At 44.2% G+C, this 17,978-nt stretch carries 18 protein-coding genes and 1 other RNA gene; 15 read left to right on the top strand and 4 right to left on the bottom strand.

All coding sequences use genetic code 11. From position 1 onward, the window contains the following. Positions 1-12: 12 nt before the first annotated feature. From rpsI to sspB, 6 genes are all read left to right on the top strand, one after another. Complete coding sequence (gene rpsI, locus WAX86_RS13220) at positions 13-405, top strand: 30S ribosomal protein S9 (RefSeq protein ID WP_005303719.1); 393 nt, start codon at positions 13-15, stop codon at positions 403-405. Positions 406-819: 414 nt separating this feature from the next. After that, positions 820-1,413 carry a ubiquinol-cytochrome c reductase iron-sulfur subunit gene (gene petA, locus WAX86_RS13215; protein ID WP_005303722.1) on the top strand — a complete coding sequence of 198 codons (594 nt, stop codon included), beginning with the start codon at positions 820-822 and terminating at the stop codon, positions 1,411-1,413. Further along, positions 1,413-2,678 carry a cytochrome bc complex cytochrome b subunit gene (locus WAX86_RS13210; protein WP_005303725.1) on the top strand — a complete coding sequence of 422 codons (1,266 nt, stop codon included), beginning with the start codon at positions 1,413-1,415 and terminating at the stop codon, positions 2,676-2,678. The genes petA and WAX86_RS13210 overlap by 1 nt, the downstream gene beginning before the upstream one ends. Next, positions 2,675-3,412: a cytochrome c1 gene (locus WAX86_RS13205; protein WP_341488896.1), complete on the top strand. Its 738-nt coding sequence runs from the start codon at positions 2,675-2,677 to the stop codon at positions 3,410-3,412. Before WAX86_RS13210 ends, WAX86_RS13205 begins: the two co-directional genes overlap by 4 nt. Positions 3,413-3,497: 85 nt before the next feature. Beyond that, entirely contained in the window at positions 3,498-4,136 is a 639-nt protein-coding gene (gene sspA / locus WAX86_RS13200; protein WP_005303729.1) for a stringent starvation protein SspA, read from the top strand. Position 4,137: 1 nt separating this feature from the next. Continuing rightward, positions 4,138-4,641, top strand: a complete 504-nt coding sequence (gene sspB / locus WAX86_RS13195) for a ClpXP protease specificity-enhancing factor (RefSeq protein WP_044174296.1) — start codon at positions 4,138-4,140, stop codon at positions 4,639-4,641. A gap of 52 nt (positions 4,642-4,693) precedes the next feature. Here sspB and WAX86_RS13190 read toward each other — a convergent pair whose 3' ends face one another. Genes WAX86_RS13190 through WAX86_RS13180 form a run of 3 tightly spaced genes read right to left on the bottom strand, consistent with a single transcriptional unit; the run spans position 4,694 to position 6,202 of the window. Then, a complete protein-coding gene (locus WAX86_RS13190) occupies positions 4,694-5,230 on the bottom strand; it encodes a BON domain-containing protein (RefSeq protein ID WP_036764777.1) in 537 nt (178 codons plus the stop codon). A gap of 3 nt (positions 5,231-5,233) precedes the next feature. Then, positions 5,234-5,824 carry a phosphoheptose isomerase gene (locus WAX86_RS13185; RefSeq protein WP_005303734.1) on the bottom strand — a complete coding sequence of 197 codons (591 nt, stop codon included), beginning with the start codon at positions 5,822-5,824 and terminating at the stop codon, positions 5,234-5,236. 3 nt (positions 5,825-5,827) lie between these two features. Further along, positions 5,828-6,202, bottom strand: coding sequence for a YraN family protein (locus WAX86_RS13180; RefSeq protein WP_086957281.1), 375 nt, complete (start codon positions 6,200-6,202; stop codon positions 5,828-5,830). Positions 6,203-6,438: 236 nt separating this feature from the next. Here WAX86_RS13180 and nadC point away from each other — a divergent pair, with 236 nt between their 5' ends. After that, on the top strand, positions 6,439-7,326 hold the full coding sequence (gene nadC, locus WAX86_RS13175) for a carboxylating nicotinate-nucleotide diphosphorylase (protein ID WP_341488895.1): 888 nt from the start codon (positions 6,439-6,441) through the stop codon (positions 7,324-7,326). Between the two features lie 49 nt (positions 7,327-7,375). Here the strand turns inward: nadC and WAX86_RS13170 are convergent, their stop codons facing one another. Further along, positions 7,376-9,289, bottom strand: a complete 1,914-nt coding sequence (locus tag WAX86_RS13170; protein WP_341488894.1) for a penicillin-binding protein activator — start codon at positions 9,287-9,289, stop codon at positions 7,376-7,378. 61 nt (positions 9,290-9,350) lie between these two features. Between WAX86_RS13170 and rsmI the strand changes: the two genes are divergently transcribed. From rsmI to mraY, 8 genes are all read left to right on the top strand, one after another. Beyond that, positions 9,351-10,211, top strand: a complete 861-nt coding sequence (gene rsmI / locus WAX86_RS13165; protein WP_237029683.1) for a 16S rRNA (cytidine(1402)-2'-O)-methyltransferase — start codon at positions 9,351-9,353, stop codon at positions 10,209-10,211. Positions 10,212-10,324: 113 nt separating this feature from the next. Continuing rightward, positions 10,325-10,752: RNase P RNA component class A (gene rnpB, locus WAX86_RS13160), an RNA gene on the top strand. Positions 10,753-10,976: 224 nt separating this feature from the next. After that, a complete protein-coding gene (gene rsmH, locus WAX86_RS13155) occupies positions 10,977-11,924 on the top strand; it encodes a 16S rRNA (cytosine(1402)-N(4))-methyltransferase RsmH (protein WP_065170834.1) in 948 nt (315 codons plus the stop codon). Beyond that, complete coding sequence (ftsL, locus tag WAX86_RS13150; RefSeq protein WP_044174309.1) at positions 11,921-12,244, top strand: cell division protein FtsL; 324 nt, start codon at positions 11,921-11,923, stop codon at positions 12,242-12,244. The genes rsmH and ftsL overlap by 4 nt, the downstream gene beginning before the upstream one ends. A 2-nt stretch (positions 12,245-12,246) precedes the next feature. Continuing rightward, a complete protein-coding gene (locus tag WAX86_RS13145; protein WP_065170833.1) occupies positions 12,247-13,977 on the top strand; it encodes a penicillin-binding transpeptidase domain-containing protein in 1,731 nt (576 codons plus the stop codon). Positions 13,978-14,001: 24 nt separating this feature from the next. Beyond that, positions 14,002-15,519, top strand: coding sequence for a UDP-N-acetylmuramoyl-L-alanyl-D-glutamate--2,6-diaminopimelate ligase (gene murE / locus WAX86_RS13140; RefSeq protein WP_341488893.1), 1,518 nt, complete (start codon positions 14,002-14,004; stop codon positions 15,517-15,519). Further along, positions 15,516-16,898: a UDP-N-acetylmuramoyl-tripeptide--D-alanyl-D-alanine ligase gene (gene murF / locus WAX86_RS13135; protein ID WP_065170831.1), complete on the top strand. Its 1,383-nt coding sequence runs from the start codon at positions 15,516-15,518 to the stop codon at positions 16,896-16,898. Before murE ends, murF begins: the two co-directional genes overlap by 4 nt. Then, positions 16,895-17,977, top strand: coding sequence for a phospho-N-acetylmuramoyl-pentapeptide-transferase (gene mraY, locus WAX86_RS13130; RefSeq protein ID WP_065170830.1), 1,083 nt, complete (start codon positions 16,895-16,897; stop codon positions 17,975-17,977). Before murF ends, mraY begins: the two co-directional genes overlap by 4 nt. Position 17,978: the final 1 nt, after the last annotated feature.

The raw sequence follows: 17,978 nt of genomic DNA, 5'->3' as shown, positions 1-17,978 counted from the left end.
GGGATTATGACAATGGCAGAGAATCAATACTACGGCACTGGCCGTCGCAAAAGCTCAGCTGCTCGCGTTTTCATTAAACCAGGCACAGGCAACATCGTAATCAACAAGCGTAGCATCGAAGAGTACTTCGGTCGCCCAACAGCTCGTATGGTTGTTCGTCAGCCTCTTGAGCTAGTTGAAATGACTGAGAAACTTGACCTATACATCACTGTTAAAGGTGGTGGTATCACTGGTCAATCAGGTGCAATCCGTCACGGTATCACTCGCGCTCTTATGGAGTACGATGAGACTCTACGTCCTGCTCTACGTGCAGCTGGTTATGTTACTCGTGACGCACGTCGCGTTGAACGTAAGAAAGTTGGTCTACGTAAAGCACGTCGTCGTCCACAGTTCTCTAAGCGTTAATATCGCTTTTCAGATTTTATATCTGGAACTGTGTACAGAAAAGCTCAACCTTCGGGTTGGGCTTTTTCTTTATCTATTGTTTTTATTTTAATGGCATTGTGTAACGTCATTTATCATTCTTATCTGAAAGCCCACCTATCTCTCACATTTATGGCAAACCCTAGTCTATAACTTGTTATTAACAGGTCTTTTCTTTATCCTTTTATGTTATCAATAGTTTAATATTGTAATAACTATTGATAATAAAGTGACAAAAATGATGGTTGTAACCGTTCGCTAATACGCTTCTTTTGCGTGCTGATGCCAGCAGTTAACAGCCATACAGGACGTAACATATGAGGTAAAGTCGTTAACACTCCGGAACTAATAGGGACATAACAATAATCCGTACAGGAGTACAAGGGAGAATGTTGAATGAGCAATACGCCGATCAGTAGTGGCAGACGTCGGTTTCTTACCGTTACCACCTCGGTTGTGGGCGGTTTAGGTGCTGCAGCTATTGCGGTTCCATTTATTAAATCGTGGAACCCAAGTGCAAAAGCAAAAGCCGCTGGAGCCCCAGTCGAAGTTGATATCAGCAAGCTAGAAGAGGGTCAGATGATCCGAGTTGAGTGGCGAGGTAAGCCTGTTTGGGTGGTTCGTCGCAGCGACGCGGTATTAAAGCAATTAGAAGGACACGATGAACAATTACGAGATGCTGCATCGGATGAACCTCAACAACCTGATTATGCAAAAAATGCTTATCGCTCTGTTAAGCCAGAAATTTTCTTAGCGGTTGGTATCTGTACTCACCTTGGTTGTTCGCCAACCTATTTACCCAATACTTTTAGTGAACAAGTCAGTGGTATCGCATCTGGATTTTTTTGTCCGTGTCATGGTTCCAAATTTGATATGGCGGGCAGAGTCTTCTCTGGTGTTCCAGCCCCTTTAAACCTTGTGGTGCCACCTCATACATTTCTTGATGATAATACGATTTTAGTCGGTGTTGATGGGGAGGAGGTTGCCTAATGTCTGGATTTTCTGCTTGGCTTGAAAAACGCCTTCCTGTGATGAATGCTTACAAAAAGCATCTGTCAGAATACCCAATGCCAAAGAATTTTAACTTCTGGTATCTGTTTGGTTCCCTTGCGATGTTGGTCTTGGTTAACCAGCTTATTACCGGAATTTGGCTTACGATGAACTATGTTCCTTCTGGAGAAGGGGCGTTTGCATCGGTTGAATATATTATGCGTGATGTTGATTATGGTTGGCTATTACGTTATATGCACTCTACCGGTGCGTCAGCATTTTTTGTGGTGATCTATCTCCATATGTATCGGGGCTTGATTTACGGCTCGTATCAGCAACCTAGAGAGCTGTTATGGCTATTTGGTATGCTGATTTTCTTAGTCTTAATGGCTGAGGCTTTTATGGGGTATTTACTACCATGGGGGCAAATGTCGTACTGGGGAGCACAAGTTATCATTTCTCTTTTTGGTGCGATCCCTGTCATTGGTGATGATTTGACCCTTTGGATCCGCGGAGATTATGTTATTTCTGGAGCAACGCTCAACCGATTCTTTGCGCTTCATGTTATTGCCTTGCCTATCGTTTTACTACTACTTGTGGTTCTCCATGTTTTAGCATTGCATGAAGTGGGATCTAATAACCCTGATGGTATCGAGACTAAACTGCCTAAAGGAAGCAAAGGAGAAGGGTATAGTCCTCAATTTAAGTTCCATAAGTACTACACCAAAAAGTACGACATCATTGATTCGATCCCATTTCACCCTTATGGCACAGTAAAAGATCTTATTGGTGTGGCGGTATTTGCTTTCTTATTCAGCTATGTCATTTTCTTTAATCCTGAGATGGGGGGCTATTTCCTTGAGCCACCTAACTTTGAAGCTGCTAACCCGTTAAAAACACCTGAGCATATTGCACCCGTTTGGTATTTCACACCATTTTACGCCATCCTGCGAGCCGTGCCGGATAAACTATTGGGTGTAGCGGCGATGGGGCTTTCTATTATCATGCTATTTTTATTACCTTGGCTTGATCGCTGTAAAGTTCGCTCTTTCCGTTACCGCAGTAAGCTGCATTTAGCCAATATTGCCCAATTTACCGTAAGCTTTGTTGCGCTAGGTATTTTAGGTGCATTACCGGCAACTCCAACCTATACCTTGCTTGCCCAAATCTTTAGTTTTGCTTACTTCATGTTTTTTGTTTTGTTGTTCTTCTACAGCAAAAATGAAGCGACCAAACCATTACCAGAGAGGGTGAATTACAAATGAAAAAATGGTTAATAGTTTTCTTTGCATTTATTCCTTCATTGGTACTAGCTGCTGGAACCAATGTTCCGCTGGATCAACCAAACAATGATCTTCGAGATAAAGCATCGTTACAAAAGGGGGCTAAATTATTTGTTAATTACTGTTTAGCCTGTCACTCAATGCAGTATCAACGCTATGAGCGAGTGGCGAATGATTTAGCGATCCCGCCTGATCTTATGATGGAGAATTTGGTTTTTGATAAAAATGCCAAAATTGGTGATCTGATGACAAACAGCATTTCTCCTGATTACGCTGCAGCATCGTTTGGTGCGCCAGCTCCTGATTTAACTATGGTTGCTCGGGTTCGGGGAACAGATTGGCTCTATACTTATTTACGGTCGTTTTATGCCGATCCATCTCGTCCATTTGGGGTGAATAACTTAGTCTTTCCAAGCGTAGGCATGCCTCATGTTCTAGAAGAGCTACAAGGTGTGCCAAATAAAATTTATGAAACTAAGCTGATTGATGGTGAAGAAGTTCAAGAATTTGTTGGAATTGAGTCAGATGGCACAGGAGAGTTAAATCAAGAAGAGTATGATCAAGCGATTCGCGATTTGGTAAATTTCCTTGAGTATTCTGGTGAACCTATGAAACTCGAACGTCAGCGATTGGGCTGGTGGGTAATGGGATTTATCGCAATTTTCTTTATTTTAGCCATACTGTTGAAGAAAGAATATTGGCGTGATGTCCATTAGTAAGGTAATCTAGTGGGTTAAGAATCTCGCAATGGGGGCTGGTGCCTCCATTGCCTTTTATGTATTGAATATACTGGAGGGGTGAATGGCTGTTGCTGCCAATAAACGCTCTGTGATGACTCTGTACTCTGATGCTTCAGACATCTACAGCCATCAAGTACGAATTGTACTAGCAGAGAAAGGTGTTAGTTTTGAAACTGAGTTAGTTGAGCCAAATAACTTACCAGAAGATCTACTAGACCTAAACCCATATCATTCTGTACCAACTCTTGTTGATCGTGAACTCGTGTTGTATCAGGCAAACATCATTATGGAGTACTTGGATGAGCGTTTCCCTCACCCACCTCTAATGCCTGTTTACCCGGTAGCTCGTGGTAATAGCCGTCTAATGATGTACCGTGTTGAGCGTAACTGGTACACCTTAGCTGAAAAGGTTAACAACGGCACATTGGATGATGCAGATAAAGCACGTAAACAACTTCGTGAAGAGCTGCTGGCACTAGCACCTGTATTTGCTGAATACCCATATTTCATGAGCGATGAGTTCAGCTTAGTTGACTGTTACTTAGCTCCACTTTTATGGCGTCTTCCTACCATGGGTATTGAGTTAAGCGGTCCAGGTTCTAAAGAAGTGAAAGCATACATGACTCGCGTATTTGAACGTGATTCATTCCTTGCTTCTCTTACTGAAGCTGAGCGTGAAATGCGTCTAGCTGGTCAGTAATATGGATGTAGGACAAATGACGCCACGTCGTCCCTATGTACTGCGTGCGTTTTATGATTGGCTAGTGGATAACGAACTTACTCCGCACTTGGTCGTTGATGCGACTTTGCCAGGAGTAAAAGTGCCAATGGATTTTGTGAGCGACGGTCAGATTGTTCTGAATGTGGTTCCACGAGCTGTTGGTAACTTAGAGTTGGGTAATGAAGCGGTTAGCTTTAATGCTCGCTTTGGCGGTCGTCCTCATTCAGTTATCGTACCTCTTTACGCAGTATTGGCGATCTATGCTCGTGAGAACGGTGCTGGCACAATGTTTGAGCCAGAACCTGCTTATGATGCACAGCTAGAAAATGGCGAAGGTATTTTTGATGCAGAAGATACGGTAGCTCCGAAAGCGACTTTATCTGCTGTTGAAGAAGGTGAGCTAGAATCAGTGGGTGATGATGATCATCCTGATGATGAGCCACCAAAGCCTCGTGGTCGACCAACATTACGTGTCGTAAAATAAAAAAACGCAGCCTAGGCTGCGTTTTTATTATCTGAATTTTATTTTGATAGTTCTATTTGGGTTCTTCAAACATGGTCACAACGCGTTTGACTCCCGATACATTTCGAGCGACATTTGTTGCGAGCTCTCTTTGTCCTGATGTGACATATCCCACTAAATAGACAGTTCCATTTTCACTGTAGACCTCAATAGCGGCATCAGAAAGTCGTTTACTACCAATCAATTGGCTTTTAACTTTGGTGGTTAGCCAACTGTCAGAGCTAATTTGGCCAACACCAAGCAATGGCCCAATTTGGGTTTGGTTATATACCGTTCTTACATTATTAAGCTTTTTAACTTGGTTTAAAAACTCGTGCTGAGTTGCCGGATTGGTCACCTGTCCAATAAGTAGCACTTTGCCTGAGAGGGCAATGGCTGTCACACTGACCTTTTGATAGTAAGCTCGGCTATTGGCAAGACCTGAAATATCCATGGCAATCCGCTCATCTTGCCACTGTTGTTCTAAGCTTCGAGGATCGGTCCCCGTAATAGTTGAACAACCAAAAAGAGTTAAGAGAAGTAGCCCCAGAACACCATTTTTCCAACGCATTATTTAGCCCTCATGATACGGAAAGAGAACTCGATCAATAAGATCACACAGAGTATGAATTGTTAACAAGTGAACTTCTTGAATACGTGCTGTTCGTTGGGATGGGATGCGAATCTCTACATCGTGAGTGCCAAGAAGACCTGCCATTTCGCCGCCATCTTTACCTGTTAGCGCAATAATCGTCATATCACGAGTTAATGCAGCTTCCATCGCTTTGATGATGTTTTTGCTGTTACCACTAGTGGATAGAACAAAAAGAACATCACCTGCTTGGCCTAGTGCGCGAACTTGCTTTGAAAAAACTTGATCACCGGAGTAGTCGTTTGCTACAGCGGTTAAAATAGTGGTATCCGCAGTTAATGCAAGGGCTGGTAGGCTAGGTCGCTCAGTTTCGAAGCGGTTGATCAAACAAGATGCAAAATGTTGAGCGTTAGCTGCTGAGCCGCCATTACCACAACAGAGAATTTTATTGCCGTTAAGTAAGCTTTGAACCATCACTTGAGCCGCTTTTGCAATGGCATCAGGCAGAGCTTCTGCAGCTGCAATTTGGGTCTGAATACTTTCGGTAAAACTTTCACGGATGCTATCTAGCATGGATTAACCTTCCACTAGGGTATTTGTAAACCACTCAATTGTATGAGCAGAACCTTGAATAGCGACTATATCAAAACGAAATTCGGTGTGCTCGGTTGAGAGTCCATTTTTTTGTAACCAGAACAGTGCCGTACGTTTTAGCTTTCGTTGCTTATGATAGGTAACAGCATCTACGGCTGAACCATAACGACTTTTTGTGCGGTATTTAACTTCAATAAATACGATGCAAGAGCCGTCTTTCATTATTAAGTCTATCTCACCACTTCGGCATTGAAAGTTCCGCATAATAGGAACCAGACGTCGTTGGCATAGATAAGATTCAGCCAAGGCTTCGAAAGCTTGACCTTGTTGTCGCGTATTAAATGATGGTTGATTCATGAGCCTCATTCCTTGAGGGAGATGAATAAAATCGTTATATCGCTAGTGTACCTTTGCGATGCTCTATTGGGTAGTCCTCGATGTTATTTTGCCTGCAACAACAGCTATCTGAGGCATAGAATTATGGATTAAGCTGAATTTTGACATTGGCTGGATTCCCCCTTTATGGCCATGTATTATTCTTAAGCAGATTGGCTGACTTCACGCCTTGTAAATCAATAGGATTAAAATTTACCATGGAAAAAAATCACGATAGTGCGGCTCGCTTTGCCTTACTTCAACAGTATTTACCTGCAGATATTGAGCGTTCGGTACGAGATTCATTGCGAGAAGATTTAGGTGGCGTGATTGATGCTGAGCGTGATATTACCGCAGCACTGATTCCGCAAGAAAGCATAAGCACAGCAACTATTATTACACGAGAAGATGGTATTTTTTGCGGTCAGTTATGGGCTGATGAAGTTTTTCGTCAGCTAGGAGGAAAGGTGGTAATTGAATGGCTAGTTCAAGACGGTGAAGCGGTAACGGCAAATCAAGTCTTATGTCGTTTAACTGGCCCTTCGCGTTTGCTGCTAACCGGAGAGCGCAATGCAATGAATTTTATTCAAACACTCTCTGGTTGTGCTACTGAAACGGCCCGTTATGTCGCTCAATTAGCGGGAACTCATACCCGTTTATTAGATACCCGTAAAACGATTCCAGGGCTACGTAGCGCTTTAAAATATGCGGTCGCTTGCGGAGGGGGATATAATCATCGCCTGGGCGTTTTTGATGCTTATCTAATTAAAGAAAACCATATCGCCGCTTGTGGTGGGATCAAACAAGCCATATCTCAAGCCAAACAACTAAATCCCAATAAGCCAGTTGAAGTTGAAACCGAAAGTCTTGCTGAATTAGAGCTAGCGATAGAGGCAGGTGCGGATATCATCATGCTTGATAATTTTAGTTTTGCCATGATGCGAGAAGCGGTGGCTTTAAATGCCGGACGGGCTGTACTTGAAAACTCTGGTAATGTCACGTTAGAAACATTGGCGGAATGTGCAGCAACTGGGGTGGACTATATTTCTGTTGGCGCATTAACCAAGCATATTCGAGCAATGGACTTATCGATGCGTTTTCAATAACCACTAGATACAAAAATCCCCAGTACTTTGCAGTCTGGGGATTTTTTATTTAAAGCGTATTTGAGCTATCTTGCTCTGATACTGAGGTTGTACTGTCTGGGGTATCAGAAGCATCATCAGTGGCTGTTGTATCTGTTTGATCCGTTACAGCCTCTTCTGTAATTGGGGTACTACCAAATGTGCCCCAGTCCAATTGACGCTGAACCACACACTGGCTATCAACACTTAGCTTACCCGTTGCTCCCGATGCAGTGAAACCTGGAATTGCTCGAAGTTGAGGAAGCTCTGTGGCCACTTTGTACGCATCCATACCAAATGCATGAAGGCGAACGCTGGTTTTACCTTGATTTGGCCACAGTTGGTTAAAGTGTGCCATAAAGCTTGGGTCTGGGCTTACCAGTAGCGGGATGTCGCTGTATTCCACACCATTTAACTCAAAGCTTTTCGAGTCTGAGTTACTGCGAGAGCTTGCATACATAGCTGGTGGGGCAATACTTGGATCGATGTTAAGTTCGATAAATGGCTTAATTAGCGTCAGTTCGCTCTTACTGCCGATAATGTAGATTGCATCGACAGCGCGACTTCCTTCGATTCCCGTTGATGCTGAAATCTGAGCGATTTGGTTAGCACGAGAACGGCGAGCTGTTGGCCCAAAGATCTGGCTGATTTGTTGCTGGATCTGAGCTTTCGAACCAAATGAACCGGTAAATGGAGCATAGCCAGTGAGTTCTTTCCACTGATTAACAAAAGCGGCACTAACACGTTGACCATAGCTACTATCTGGGAATAGTACGATTGGGTAGTGCTTACCTTCTTGGTAGATATGCTCCGCTGCTTGCTCAGCTTCTTGTTCTGGTGACAATGAGTAGTAGCACGCTGTTGGCTGACTGCTTGTAATCACACTTGGCTCATTAAGGGCCAACATAGGAACATTTGCACTGTTGGCTTTTTGGAACTCAACAATTTTATCTTTACGAAGCGGACCAACGACAAACTCAGTGCCATTTTGTTGCAGTTTACCTACGATACTCGCAATGGATTCGGCATCAGTATCATAAACATTAAGTACGGCGTTAGGATTGCGATTTGGATCATCTAAGATCGCATTCATAAAACCATCACGAACGGCTTGGCCTTGTGCAGAGAAACGACCGCTTAATGGTAGCAATAGCGCAACCTTATTAAGCTGAGGCGCCTTCATGTTCATGATGTTATCAAGTTGCTCTGGTAAGTAAGCATTAGCTGGATGATACGGGTTCATATCAAGCCACTGGTTTACTTTTTCTTTTAGCTGCTCTGGATTATAACCGTAGCTATTTTTGAGCATTGCAAGTTGAGCCCAACCTTGAAGAACAGTTTCATCTTTACCAATACGAGCTTGGCTTAACTGCTCATTGCTGTATGGCGATAGATCTTGCCATAGGGCTTGCCAGTTAGCTTGTTTTTGTTCTGGGCTAAGGTACAGATCAAGTTTGGTGCGTTCACGTGCTGCGGCAAAACCTTGGTCTAATTGTTCCAGCAGTTTTGCGCGTAGCTGGTAATAACGGCGATATTGGCTGGTAGCTAAACTCCAAGATGGCTGAAATTGGAGACCAGACAGTGCTAATTGAGCATTACCTTGAACATTACGCAGGTCTGCTCGTGCCAGTTGCCATTCTGCAATTTGCATTGGGCTCATCGTTTGACGAGAAAGTTGGTCTGTAAGCTGCTCAGCTTGAGGGTAACGGCCTTCTTTAATGAGTGCTTTTAAGGCTAAAAGATCCCAGTTAATGCGGTCCGCACCTTCGCTGGCTTGAGCTTTACTTAGGTAATCCGCAGAGCTCAATGTAGCTGCGGCAGTAATATCGGTATTCGGCGTCTGATGGAAATAAGGATTGCTACTACAGCCTGCCATTAATACAGCAAAGGCTACAGGAGCCATCAGTCGTGTTACACTCTTACGCTTATGGGTAAACTTGATCATTGAGTTCATTCAACTGTGACACATTACTCTTTATATTAATTGCAGATGAGATTCTAGACAAATGAGCGAAACCACTTCATGCTCGGTAGATGTTGCTACCTTGTACATTGTGCCGACGCCAATCGGTAACTTAGCTGATATTACACAGCGAGCTCTTGACGTATTGGCTAACGTAGACCTAATTGCAGCAGAAGATACTCGTCATACTTCGCGGTTGTTGTCCCATTTTTCTATCTCAACCCGCACCTTTGCACTTCACGATCATAATGAGCAGCAAAAAGCTGACTTTTTAATTGAGAAGCTTCAATCAGGAGTAAGCATTGCATTAGTATCGGATGCAGGCACTCCATTAATCAGCGATCCAGGATACCATCTTGTCAATCGTTGTCGTCAAGCGGGTGTTAAAGTTGTCCCACTTCCTGGACCATGCGCCGTTATTACAGCATTAAGTGGCGCAGGTTTACCATCAGATCGCTTCAGTTTTGAGGGTTTTCTCCCACCAAAAAGCAAAGGCCGTCGCGATTGCTTCCAAAACTTGGCTGATGATGAACGAACATTGATTTTTTATGAGTCACCACACCGAATCACTGATTCTTTAGCTGATATGTTAGCTGTGTTAGGCCCTGAACGCCAAGTAGTGTTAGCGCGAGAGTTAACAAAAACGTATGAAACGATTTATGGTGCGCCACTAGGTGAGTTAATTGAGTGGCTAAATCAAGATACCAACCGTCTTCGTGGTGAAATGGTGTTATTGGTTGCAGGACACCGTCCTCAAAAAGACGATTTACCGGCCGATGCTTTGCGCACGCTAGGTTTGTTAGTGAAAGAACTGCCACTTAAAAAAGCTTCGGCATTGGCGGCAGAAATCCATAACGTGAAGAAGAATGCGCTGTATAAGTGGGGTTTAGAAAACCTCGAGTAAATATGTCGCTGTTTTGTGCAAATTCAAATCAGTTGGGTGTTTTTTGCTCTTACTGTGGATTTGCTTCGGTTTTCACTAGCAAGTGTGAACTAAGTCTTATACAATAGCGCTCCGGAGTTGGCTGGGTAATCGCTGCTTTGTTGCCGTCCTTCAGGAGACTGACATTGAGGTCCGCAAGGAAACTGATGTTGAAGTCCGATGGGAGACGAACAAAGGGGAGGAAAGTCCGGGCTCCATAGGGCAGGGTGCCAGATAACGTCTGGGGGGCGTGAGCCTACGACCAGTGCAGCAGAGAGTAAACCGCCGATGGCCTTTAGGCACAGGTAAGGGTGAAAGGGTGCGGTAAGAGCGCACCGCGCGTCTAGTAATAGTTCGTGGCACGGTAAACTCCACCCGGAGCAAGACCAAATAGGTCCCTACATAGCGCGGCCCGCGTTTGGGGACGGGTAGGTTGCTTGAGCCTGTGAGCAATTGCAGGCCTAGATGAATGATTACCACTGCGTAAGCAGAACAGAACCCGGCTCATAGGCCGACTCCCTTCATTCATGAAAAGCGGTGTTTGTATTTACAAGCACCGCTTTTTTTCTATCTGAAATTTCAATACTGTACTTATTCTGCTAGAAATATCAGAGCGATGTTATATCTCTGTGGGAAATACTGTCATATACTTGACAAATTTTTTATCGGATACGTACACTTCAATACAATTTCTGGCTAGGGCCTTAGGTGTCTTAGTAAGACTTCACTTTTGCAGAATTTACTTATATGTCTGAACAATTTGAGCATGTATCTGTCTTACTTCACGAATCAGTAGACGGATTAGCAATTAAACCTGATGGAATCTATATCGATGGTACTTTTGGCCGAGGTGGTCACAGCCGTCTGATTTTATCTAAATTGGGCGAAAATGGTCGTCTTTATAGTATCGATCGCGATCCTCAAGCGATTGCTGAAGCTCAGAAGATCGATGATCCTCGCTTCAATATTATCCACGGTCCTTTTTCGGGCATGGAAAAGTATATGGAAGAGCGTGATCTTATTGGTCGTGTTGACGGCATTTTACTCGATCTTGGGGTGTCATCTCCCCAGCTGGACGATGCTGAGCGTGGCTTTAGCTTTATGCGTGACGGCCCTCTTGATATGCGTATGGATCCAACTTCGGGTCAACCAGCATCTGAGTGGCTAGCAACAGCAGATGCATCTGATATTGCTTGGGTACTTAAAGAGTTTGGTGAAGAGCGTTTTGCAAAACGTATTGCCCGTGGCATCGTTGAGCATCGTGAAGATCCAGAGAAAGAGCCTTTAACTCGCACATTACAGCTGGCGAATTTGATTGCTCAGGTCTCTCCATTTAAAGATAAGCATAAGCATCCTGCAACCCGCAGTTTCCAAGCCATTCGTATCTATATCAATAGTGAGTTGGATGAGATTGCAACAGCCTTAAATGGTGCGGTGAATATTCTTGCTCCAGGTGGTCGTTTATCGGTAATCAGCTTCCATTCGCTAGAAGATCGTATGGTTAAGCGTTTTATGCGAAATAAGAGCAAAGGCCCAGAGATCCCAGCAGGTTTACCGCTTACTGAAGAGCAGATCAAAGCACTAGGTAGTGCCGATCTTAAATTAGCAAGTAAAGCGATCAAACCATCGCAAAATGAACTCGGTTACAATGCCCGTGCCCGCAGTTCAGTGTTACGTTTAGCTGAGCGTCTATGAATAAGAAAGAGACTGAAGCCTCAATAAATCTATCCAAACTTATCGGTAAAGATTTAATCACAGTTGGATGTGTTCCTCTGGTTTTAGCCATTTGTATCCTAGCTTCTGCATTGGGCGTGGTATTAATCACGCACCAATCTCGTCAATTGATCTCGCAGCAAGAGCAACTCTTGATCCAGCGAGATCAGTTGGATATCGAATGGCGTAACCAGTTACTAGAAGAAAATGCTTTGGCTGAGCACAGTCGTATTGAGCGTTTAGCTGAGCAAGAGCTAAAAATGGAGCGTCCAACTACCACCAATGAAGTAGTTATTAAATAAGTATGAAGTTTTTTAAACGCTCAACGAGAAAAAATTCGAAAGCAAAGAAAGCGTCATCGGCATTTATTCCATGGCGCTTTGGTGTTATTTGCGGCTTCGTAATTTTAGGTTTAGCGGCATTGATTGCCCGTACCGCATACATTCAAGTTTTAGAGCCAGGTCGCCTGATCCAAGAAGGTGATATGCGCTCACTTCGTGTCAAACCTCTCCCTTCTGCCCGTGGCATTATTTCCGATCGAAATGGTGAACCTCTTGCTGTTAGTGTACCGGTGCAAGCGGTGTGGGCCGATCCGGTTAATATTTTTAAACACGGTGGACTAAGCGATGTCGACCGTTGGCATGCCCTTGCTGATGTTCTGGATTGGAATCGACAAGAACTGATCCATTACATAGATAAAAACAAGAAGCGTCGCTTTATTTATCTTGCGCGCCAAGTTAGCCCAGCCATGGCAAACTATGTTAATAAACTGAAGTTACCTGGTATTGGTCTAAAAGATGAATCTCGTCGTTTTTACCCATCGGGTGAAGTTAGTGCTCAGTTAATTGGTGTAACGGGTATTGATGGTCATGGCCTAGAAGGGATTGAGAAATCTTATGATGGTTGGCTAACAGGTGAACCGGGTCGTCGTACTGTTCGTAAAGACCGTTATGGCCGCGTAGTTGAGAATATCTCGGTAGAAAAACGCCAGCCGGGTAAGTCTTTGCAACTGAGTATTGACCAACGAATTCAAGCTGTTGCTTACCGAGCAGTAAAAGAAGCCGTTCGAGATCTTCCCGCAACATCGGCCAGTGTCGTTATGGTTGATGTGCGTACTGGCGAAATTCTTGCCATGGTCAACGCACCGTCCTTTAACCCCAATAATCGCAACGATCGTGAATCGTACAAGATGCGTAACCGTGTAATTACTGACTCCTTTGAGCCAGGTTCTACGGTAAAACCACTTGGGGTGTTAACCGCTTTAGAAGCTGGTATTGCCAACGAACATACCTTGATAAATATTCCAGGTAAACATTTCCGTCTTGGTAGTAAAACCATTACTGACGTATCGCGCATTGAGCATCAGGCTACTATGGCGCGTATCCTTCAGAAATCCAGTAACATCGGTATGACTAAGCTTTCTTTGGCAATGCCGATTGAGAACTTAATTAGCATGTACCGTCGCATCGGTTTAGATGAGCCGTCAGGTATCAACCTTGAAGGTGAAATTGTAGGTCACTTCCCAAATCGCCGACGTTGGTCTGATATTGAACGTGCAACTTTTGCCTATGGTTATGGTTTGTCTGTAACTCCAATTCAGCTGGTTCATGCCTACGCGACACTGGGGGCTTATGGTATTAAGCGTCCATTATCTATCTTGAAAACCGAGAAAGTGGTACCGGGTAAGCAAGTTGTTGACCCTCATCTGGTGAAAAAAGTCTTGCTGATGCTAGAAGGCGTTGCCGATAAAGCGGGTGGCGGTGGTGGCTGGCGAGCTTCGGTTCCAGGTTATCGCGTCGGGGTAAAAACCGGTACCGCGAAAAAGGCTATTGCAGGTGGTTATGGTAATGACTACTTCGCCTACACCGCAGGTATCGCACCGATCAGTAATCCTCGTTTAGCAGTTGTAGTACTGGTTAACGAACCTAAAGGTGACAAATTCTATGGTGGTGCGGTTGCCGCTCCTATTTTGTCTAAGGTTCTTGGTAGTGCTCTGCATATTTTAAATGTGCCGCCAGATGCGGATACAAAATAGAATTAATTATTAGGAGCAGAGGGTATGACAACGATTTGTTCAGGTGTTCGAGTTAGCACCTTGTTGTCTCCATGGATTGCAGAATCTGACTTACCAGAAGCACTTCAGCTTTTGGATGTGACTGAACTTACACTTAATAGTCGTAAAGTGACCATAGGTTCAGTCTTTGTTGCGGTAAAAGGTCATCAAGTTGATGGTCGTCGTTTTATTGATGATGCTATTGCCTCGGGTGCATCACTGGTATTGGCTGAAGCGGATGGGGTTGCCGAGCACGGTACGATTACTCGTAATCAGCAAGCGTATGTGATTTATCTTACCCAGCTAAACGCTATGCTATCTCAATTAGCAGGCCGTTTTTATCACCATCCGGATCAACAGTTAGCACTTTATGCTGTTACAGGGACAAATGGTAAAACCACCATCAGTCAGCTATTGGCGCAATGGGCTAATTTGCTCGGCTATCAAGCAGGAGTGATGGGCACAACGGGTAATGGTTTACTCAATAACCTTCAGCCAGCGGCAAATACAACAGGCAGTGCGATTGAAATTCAGCAAACCTTAGCTCAGCTGGTCGACCTTGGTGCTGATTTTGCTGCAATGGAAGTCTCTTCTCATGGCTTGGTGCAGCATCGCGTAGCAGATCTGCACTTTAAAGCGAGTATTTTTACCAACCTGAGCCGAGATCATCTTGATTATCATGGTGATATGGCAAGTTATGCACAAGCGAAGCAATCTCTGTTTACCCAGCATGATTGTGGTAAAGCGATCATTAATGCCGATGATGCCGTTGGCCGTGAGTGGTTACTTTCTCTGCCTGATGCGGTAGCTGTCGCAACGGATGCTGAAGCTGTTGTAGCACACGCAGGGCCTAAGCTTTGGGCGACAGACGTTATTTATAGCACTCAGGGCGTAACGGTTAGTTTTGACTCAAGCTGGGGTGCCGGCGTATTTACCGCCCCTCTAGTTGGTTCATTTAACGCATCTAATCTATTGTTGGCGTTGGCAACGTTACTGGCAACGGGACATGATTTGGCAAAACTTTTAGCAACAGCTGCAGAGCTAAGTGCTGTGATTGGCCGAATGGAAGTTTTTCAATCATCTGACAAGCCAATGGTTGTAGTTGATTATGCTCATACACCTGATGCTTTAGAAAAAGCACTTCAAGCATTACGAGTGCATTGTGATGGCAAACTGTGGGCAATTTTTGGCTGTGGTGGCGATCGTGATGCTGGTAAACGCCCGATGATGGCACAAGCGGCAGAACGTTTAGCGGATATTGCGGTATTGACCGATGATAACCCGCGTAGTGAAGAGCCAAGTGCAATTATGAAAGATATGGTAGCTGGGTTAACTCAACCTGAACAAGCTCATATTATTCATGATCGTCGCAGCGCTATTGCGTTTGCTGTTGAGCAGGCTCAGACAAATGACATTATCTTAGTGGCTGGTAAAGGCCATGAAGATTACCAAATTCTTGCAGATCGCACGATTCATTACTCAGATCGTGAAACTGTGGCTGAATTGATTGGATTACCGCTATGATCTCTGTTTCTCTTGCCTCTCTCGCTCAAGCGGTTGAGGGGCAATTAATCGGTTCTGATACCACTATTTCAGAAGTATCAACCGATACCCGTAATATTGCAGCTCAGACCTTATTTGTTGCGTTAAAAGGTGAGCGTTTTGATGCTCATGATTTTTGTCAAACAGCAAAAGATAACGGTGCTGTCGCATTATTAGTTAGTCGTCACTTACCTGTTGAGCTGCCTCAGATCCTAGTTAAGGATACTCGCATTGCGTTAGGTTTACTGGGGGCTTGGCTAAAAGCACAATTAACCCAACAGTGCGGACTACAAACTCTCGCCTTAACAGGAAGTTGTGGTAAAACCACGGTAAAAGAGATGTGTGCTGCTATTTTAGCAACCAAAGGAAAGGTACTGGCAACGGCGGGTAACTTTAATAACGATATTGGAGCCCCTCTAACGTTACTTCGTTTAACGCCTGAGTATCAGTACGCCGTTATTGAATTAGGCGCAAATCACCTTGGTGAGATCTCATATACCACCAATTTGGTTAAGCCTGATGTTGCGTTGATTAACAATCTTGCCGCCGCACACCTAGAAGGTTTTGGCTCATTAAAAGGTGTAGCAAAAGCTAAGGGTGAAATCTTTGAAGGATTAGCAAAAGGTGCAACGGCGGTGATCAATTTAGCATCTAACGACCGTGAGCTTTGGGCCCCGTTATTGGCTGATAAAAATGTCATTACCTTTTCATCAGAAGAGCAAGCTGACTTTTTTGCTAGTGATATTGAGCTTGATAGTGACGGCTATCCGCATTTTGAGCTCCACTCCCCGCAAGGTTCGGTTGCCATTCACTTATCACAGTTAGGATTGCACAATGTATCTAATGCGCTTGCTGCTGCCGCACTAACCTCAGTTTTGGGGGCTACGCTTGCAGAAATTAAGCAAGGATTAGAAACTGCGACTAATGTTAAAGGTCGAGTGGCGGTTTCTCAACCAATGGTGGGTTTACGTGTTATCGATGATACCTATAATGCCAGTGTCGCATCGGTAAAAGCTGCCATTGATTTATTAGCAAGTTATCAAGGCCAACGTTGGTTTATTTTGGGTGATATGGCTGAGCTGGGTGAAGAGAGTGAAAATCTTCATCGTGAGGTTGGTTTATATGCGCAAACTAAAGGGTTGGATAAGGTAATGACCTTTGGTAAAGCAAGTGCCGTTGTGAGTGAGTTAAATCACGGCCAGCATTTTGCTGATAAACAACCATTAATCGCTATGGTTAATGAATTACTTAATGATCAAATCAATCAACAAAACCCTTTAGAGGTTACAGTGCTAGTGAAAGGAGCACGCAGTTCTCGCATGGAAGAAGTGGTTGCCGCACTGCAGGAATATAAACAATGATTTATTGGTTAGCGCACGTACTTGAGTCTACGTTCCCGTTTTTTCGACTTTTTGAATACTTAACTTTCCGCGCCATTATGAGCATCTTGACGGCTCTTGTTCTATCGCTATGGATGGGACCGCGCCTGATTGCTCGTTTACAAATGCTACAAATTGGCCAGGTTGTTCGTAATGAAGGTCCTGAGTCTCACTTTAGTAAGCGTGGTACCCCGACAATGGGCGGGATCATGATACTGGCCGCAATTACCATTACGGTTTTATTGTGGACGGATTTAAGTAATCCCTATGTTTGGGCCGTTCTATTTGTTCTGCTTGGCTATGGTGCTGTTGGTTTTGTCGATGACTATCGTAAAGTTGTTCGTAAAAATACCGATGGCCTGATCGCACGCTGGAAATATTTCTGGCAGTCGCTGATTGCGATTATTGTAGCGTTTGCACTATATGCCTACGGTAAAGATACCGCAGCAACTCAGTTAGTGGTTCCCTTCTTTAAAGATATTATGCCGCAATTAGGCTTGTTCTATATCATTTTGACCTATTTCGTTATCGTCGGTACTAGTAACGCGGTGAACCTAACGGATGGTCTTGATGGTCTTGCAATTATGCCAACTGTTATGGTTGCAGGTGGTATGGCCTTTATTGCATGGGCAACGGGTAACTACAACTACGCAGAATACCTTCATATCCCTTATGTTAAAGATGCCAGTGAGCTGGTTGTCGTATGTACTGCGATTGTTGGTGCAGGTCTTGGTTTCTTGTGGTTTAACACCTATCCAGCGCAAGTCTTTATGGGCGATGTAGGCTCATTAGCATTGGGTGGTGCTTTAGGTACAATTGCGGTACTTATCCGCCAAGAATTCCTACTAGTACTAATGGGTGGTGTCTTTGTTATGGAAACCGTATCGGTCATTCTTCAGGTCGGTTCATACAAACTTCGTGGTCAGCGTATTTTCCGTATGGCTCCGATTCATCACCACTACGAATTAAAAGGTTGGCCAGAGCCACGAGTTATCGTTCGCTTTTGGATCATCACTCTGATGTTAGTATTAATTGCGCTTGCTACTTTGAAGGTACGTTAAA

Origin of the sequence: Photobacterium damselae subsp. damselae, assembly GCF_038086725.1 — a bacterium.
Taxonomy (GTDB): Bacteria; Pseudomonadota; Gammaproteobacteria; order Enterobacterales; family Vibrionaceae; genus Photobacterium; species Photobacterium damselae.
The sequence above is the reverse complement of the archived record's forward strand: the minus strand, read 5'-3'. Positions and strand labels throughout refer to the sequence as shown.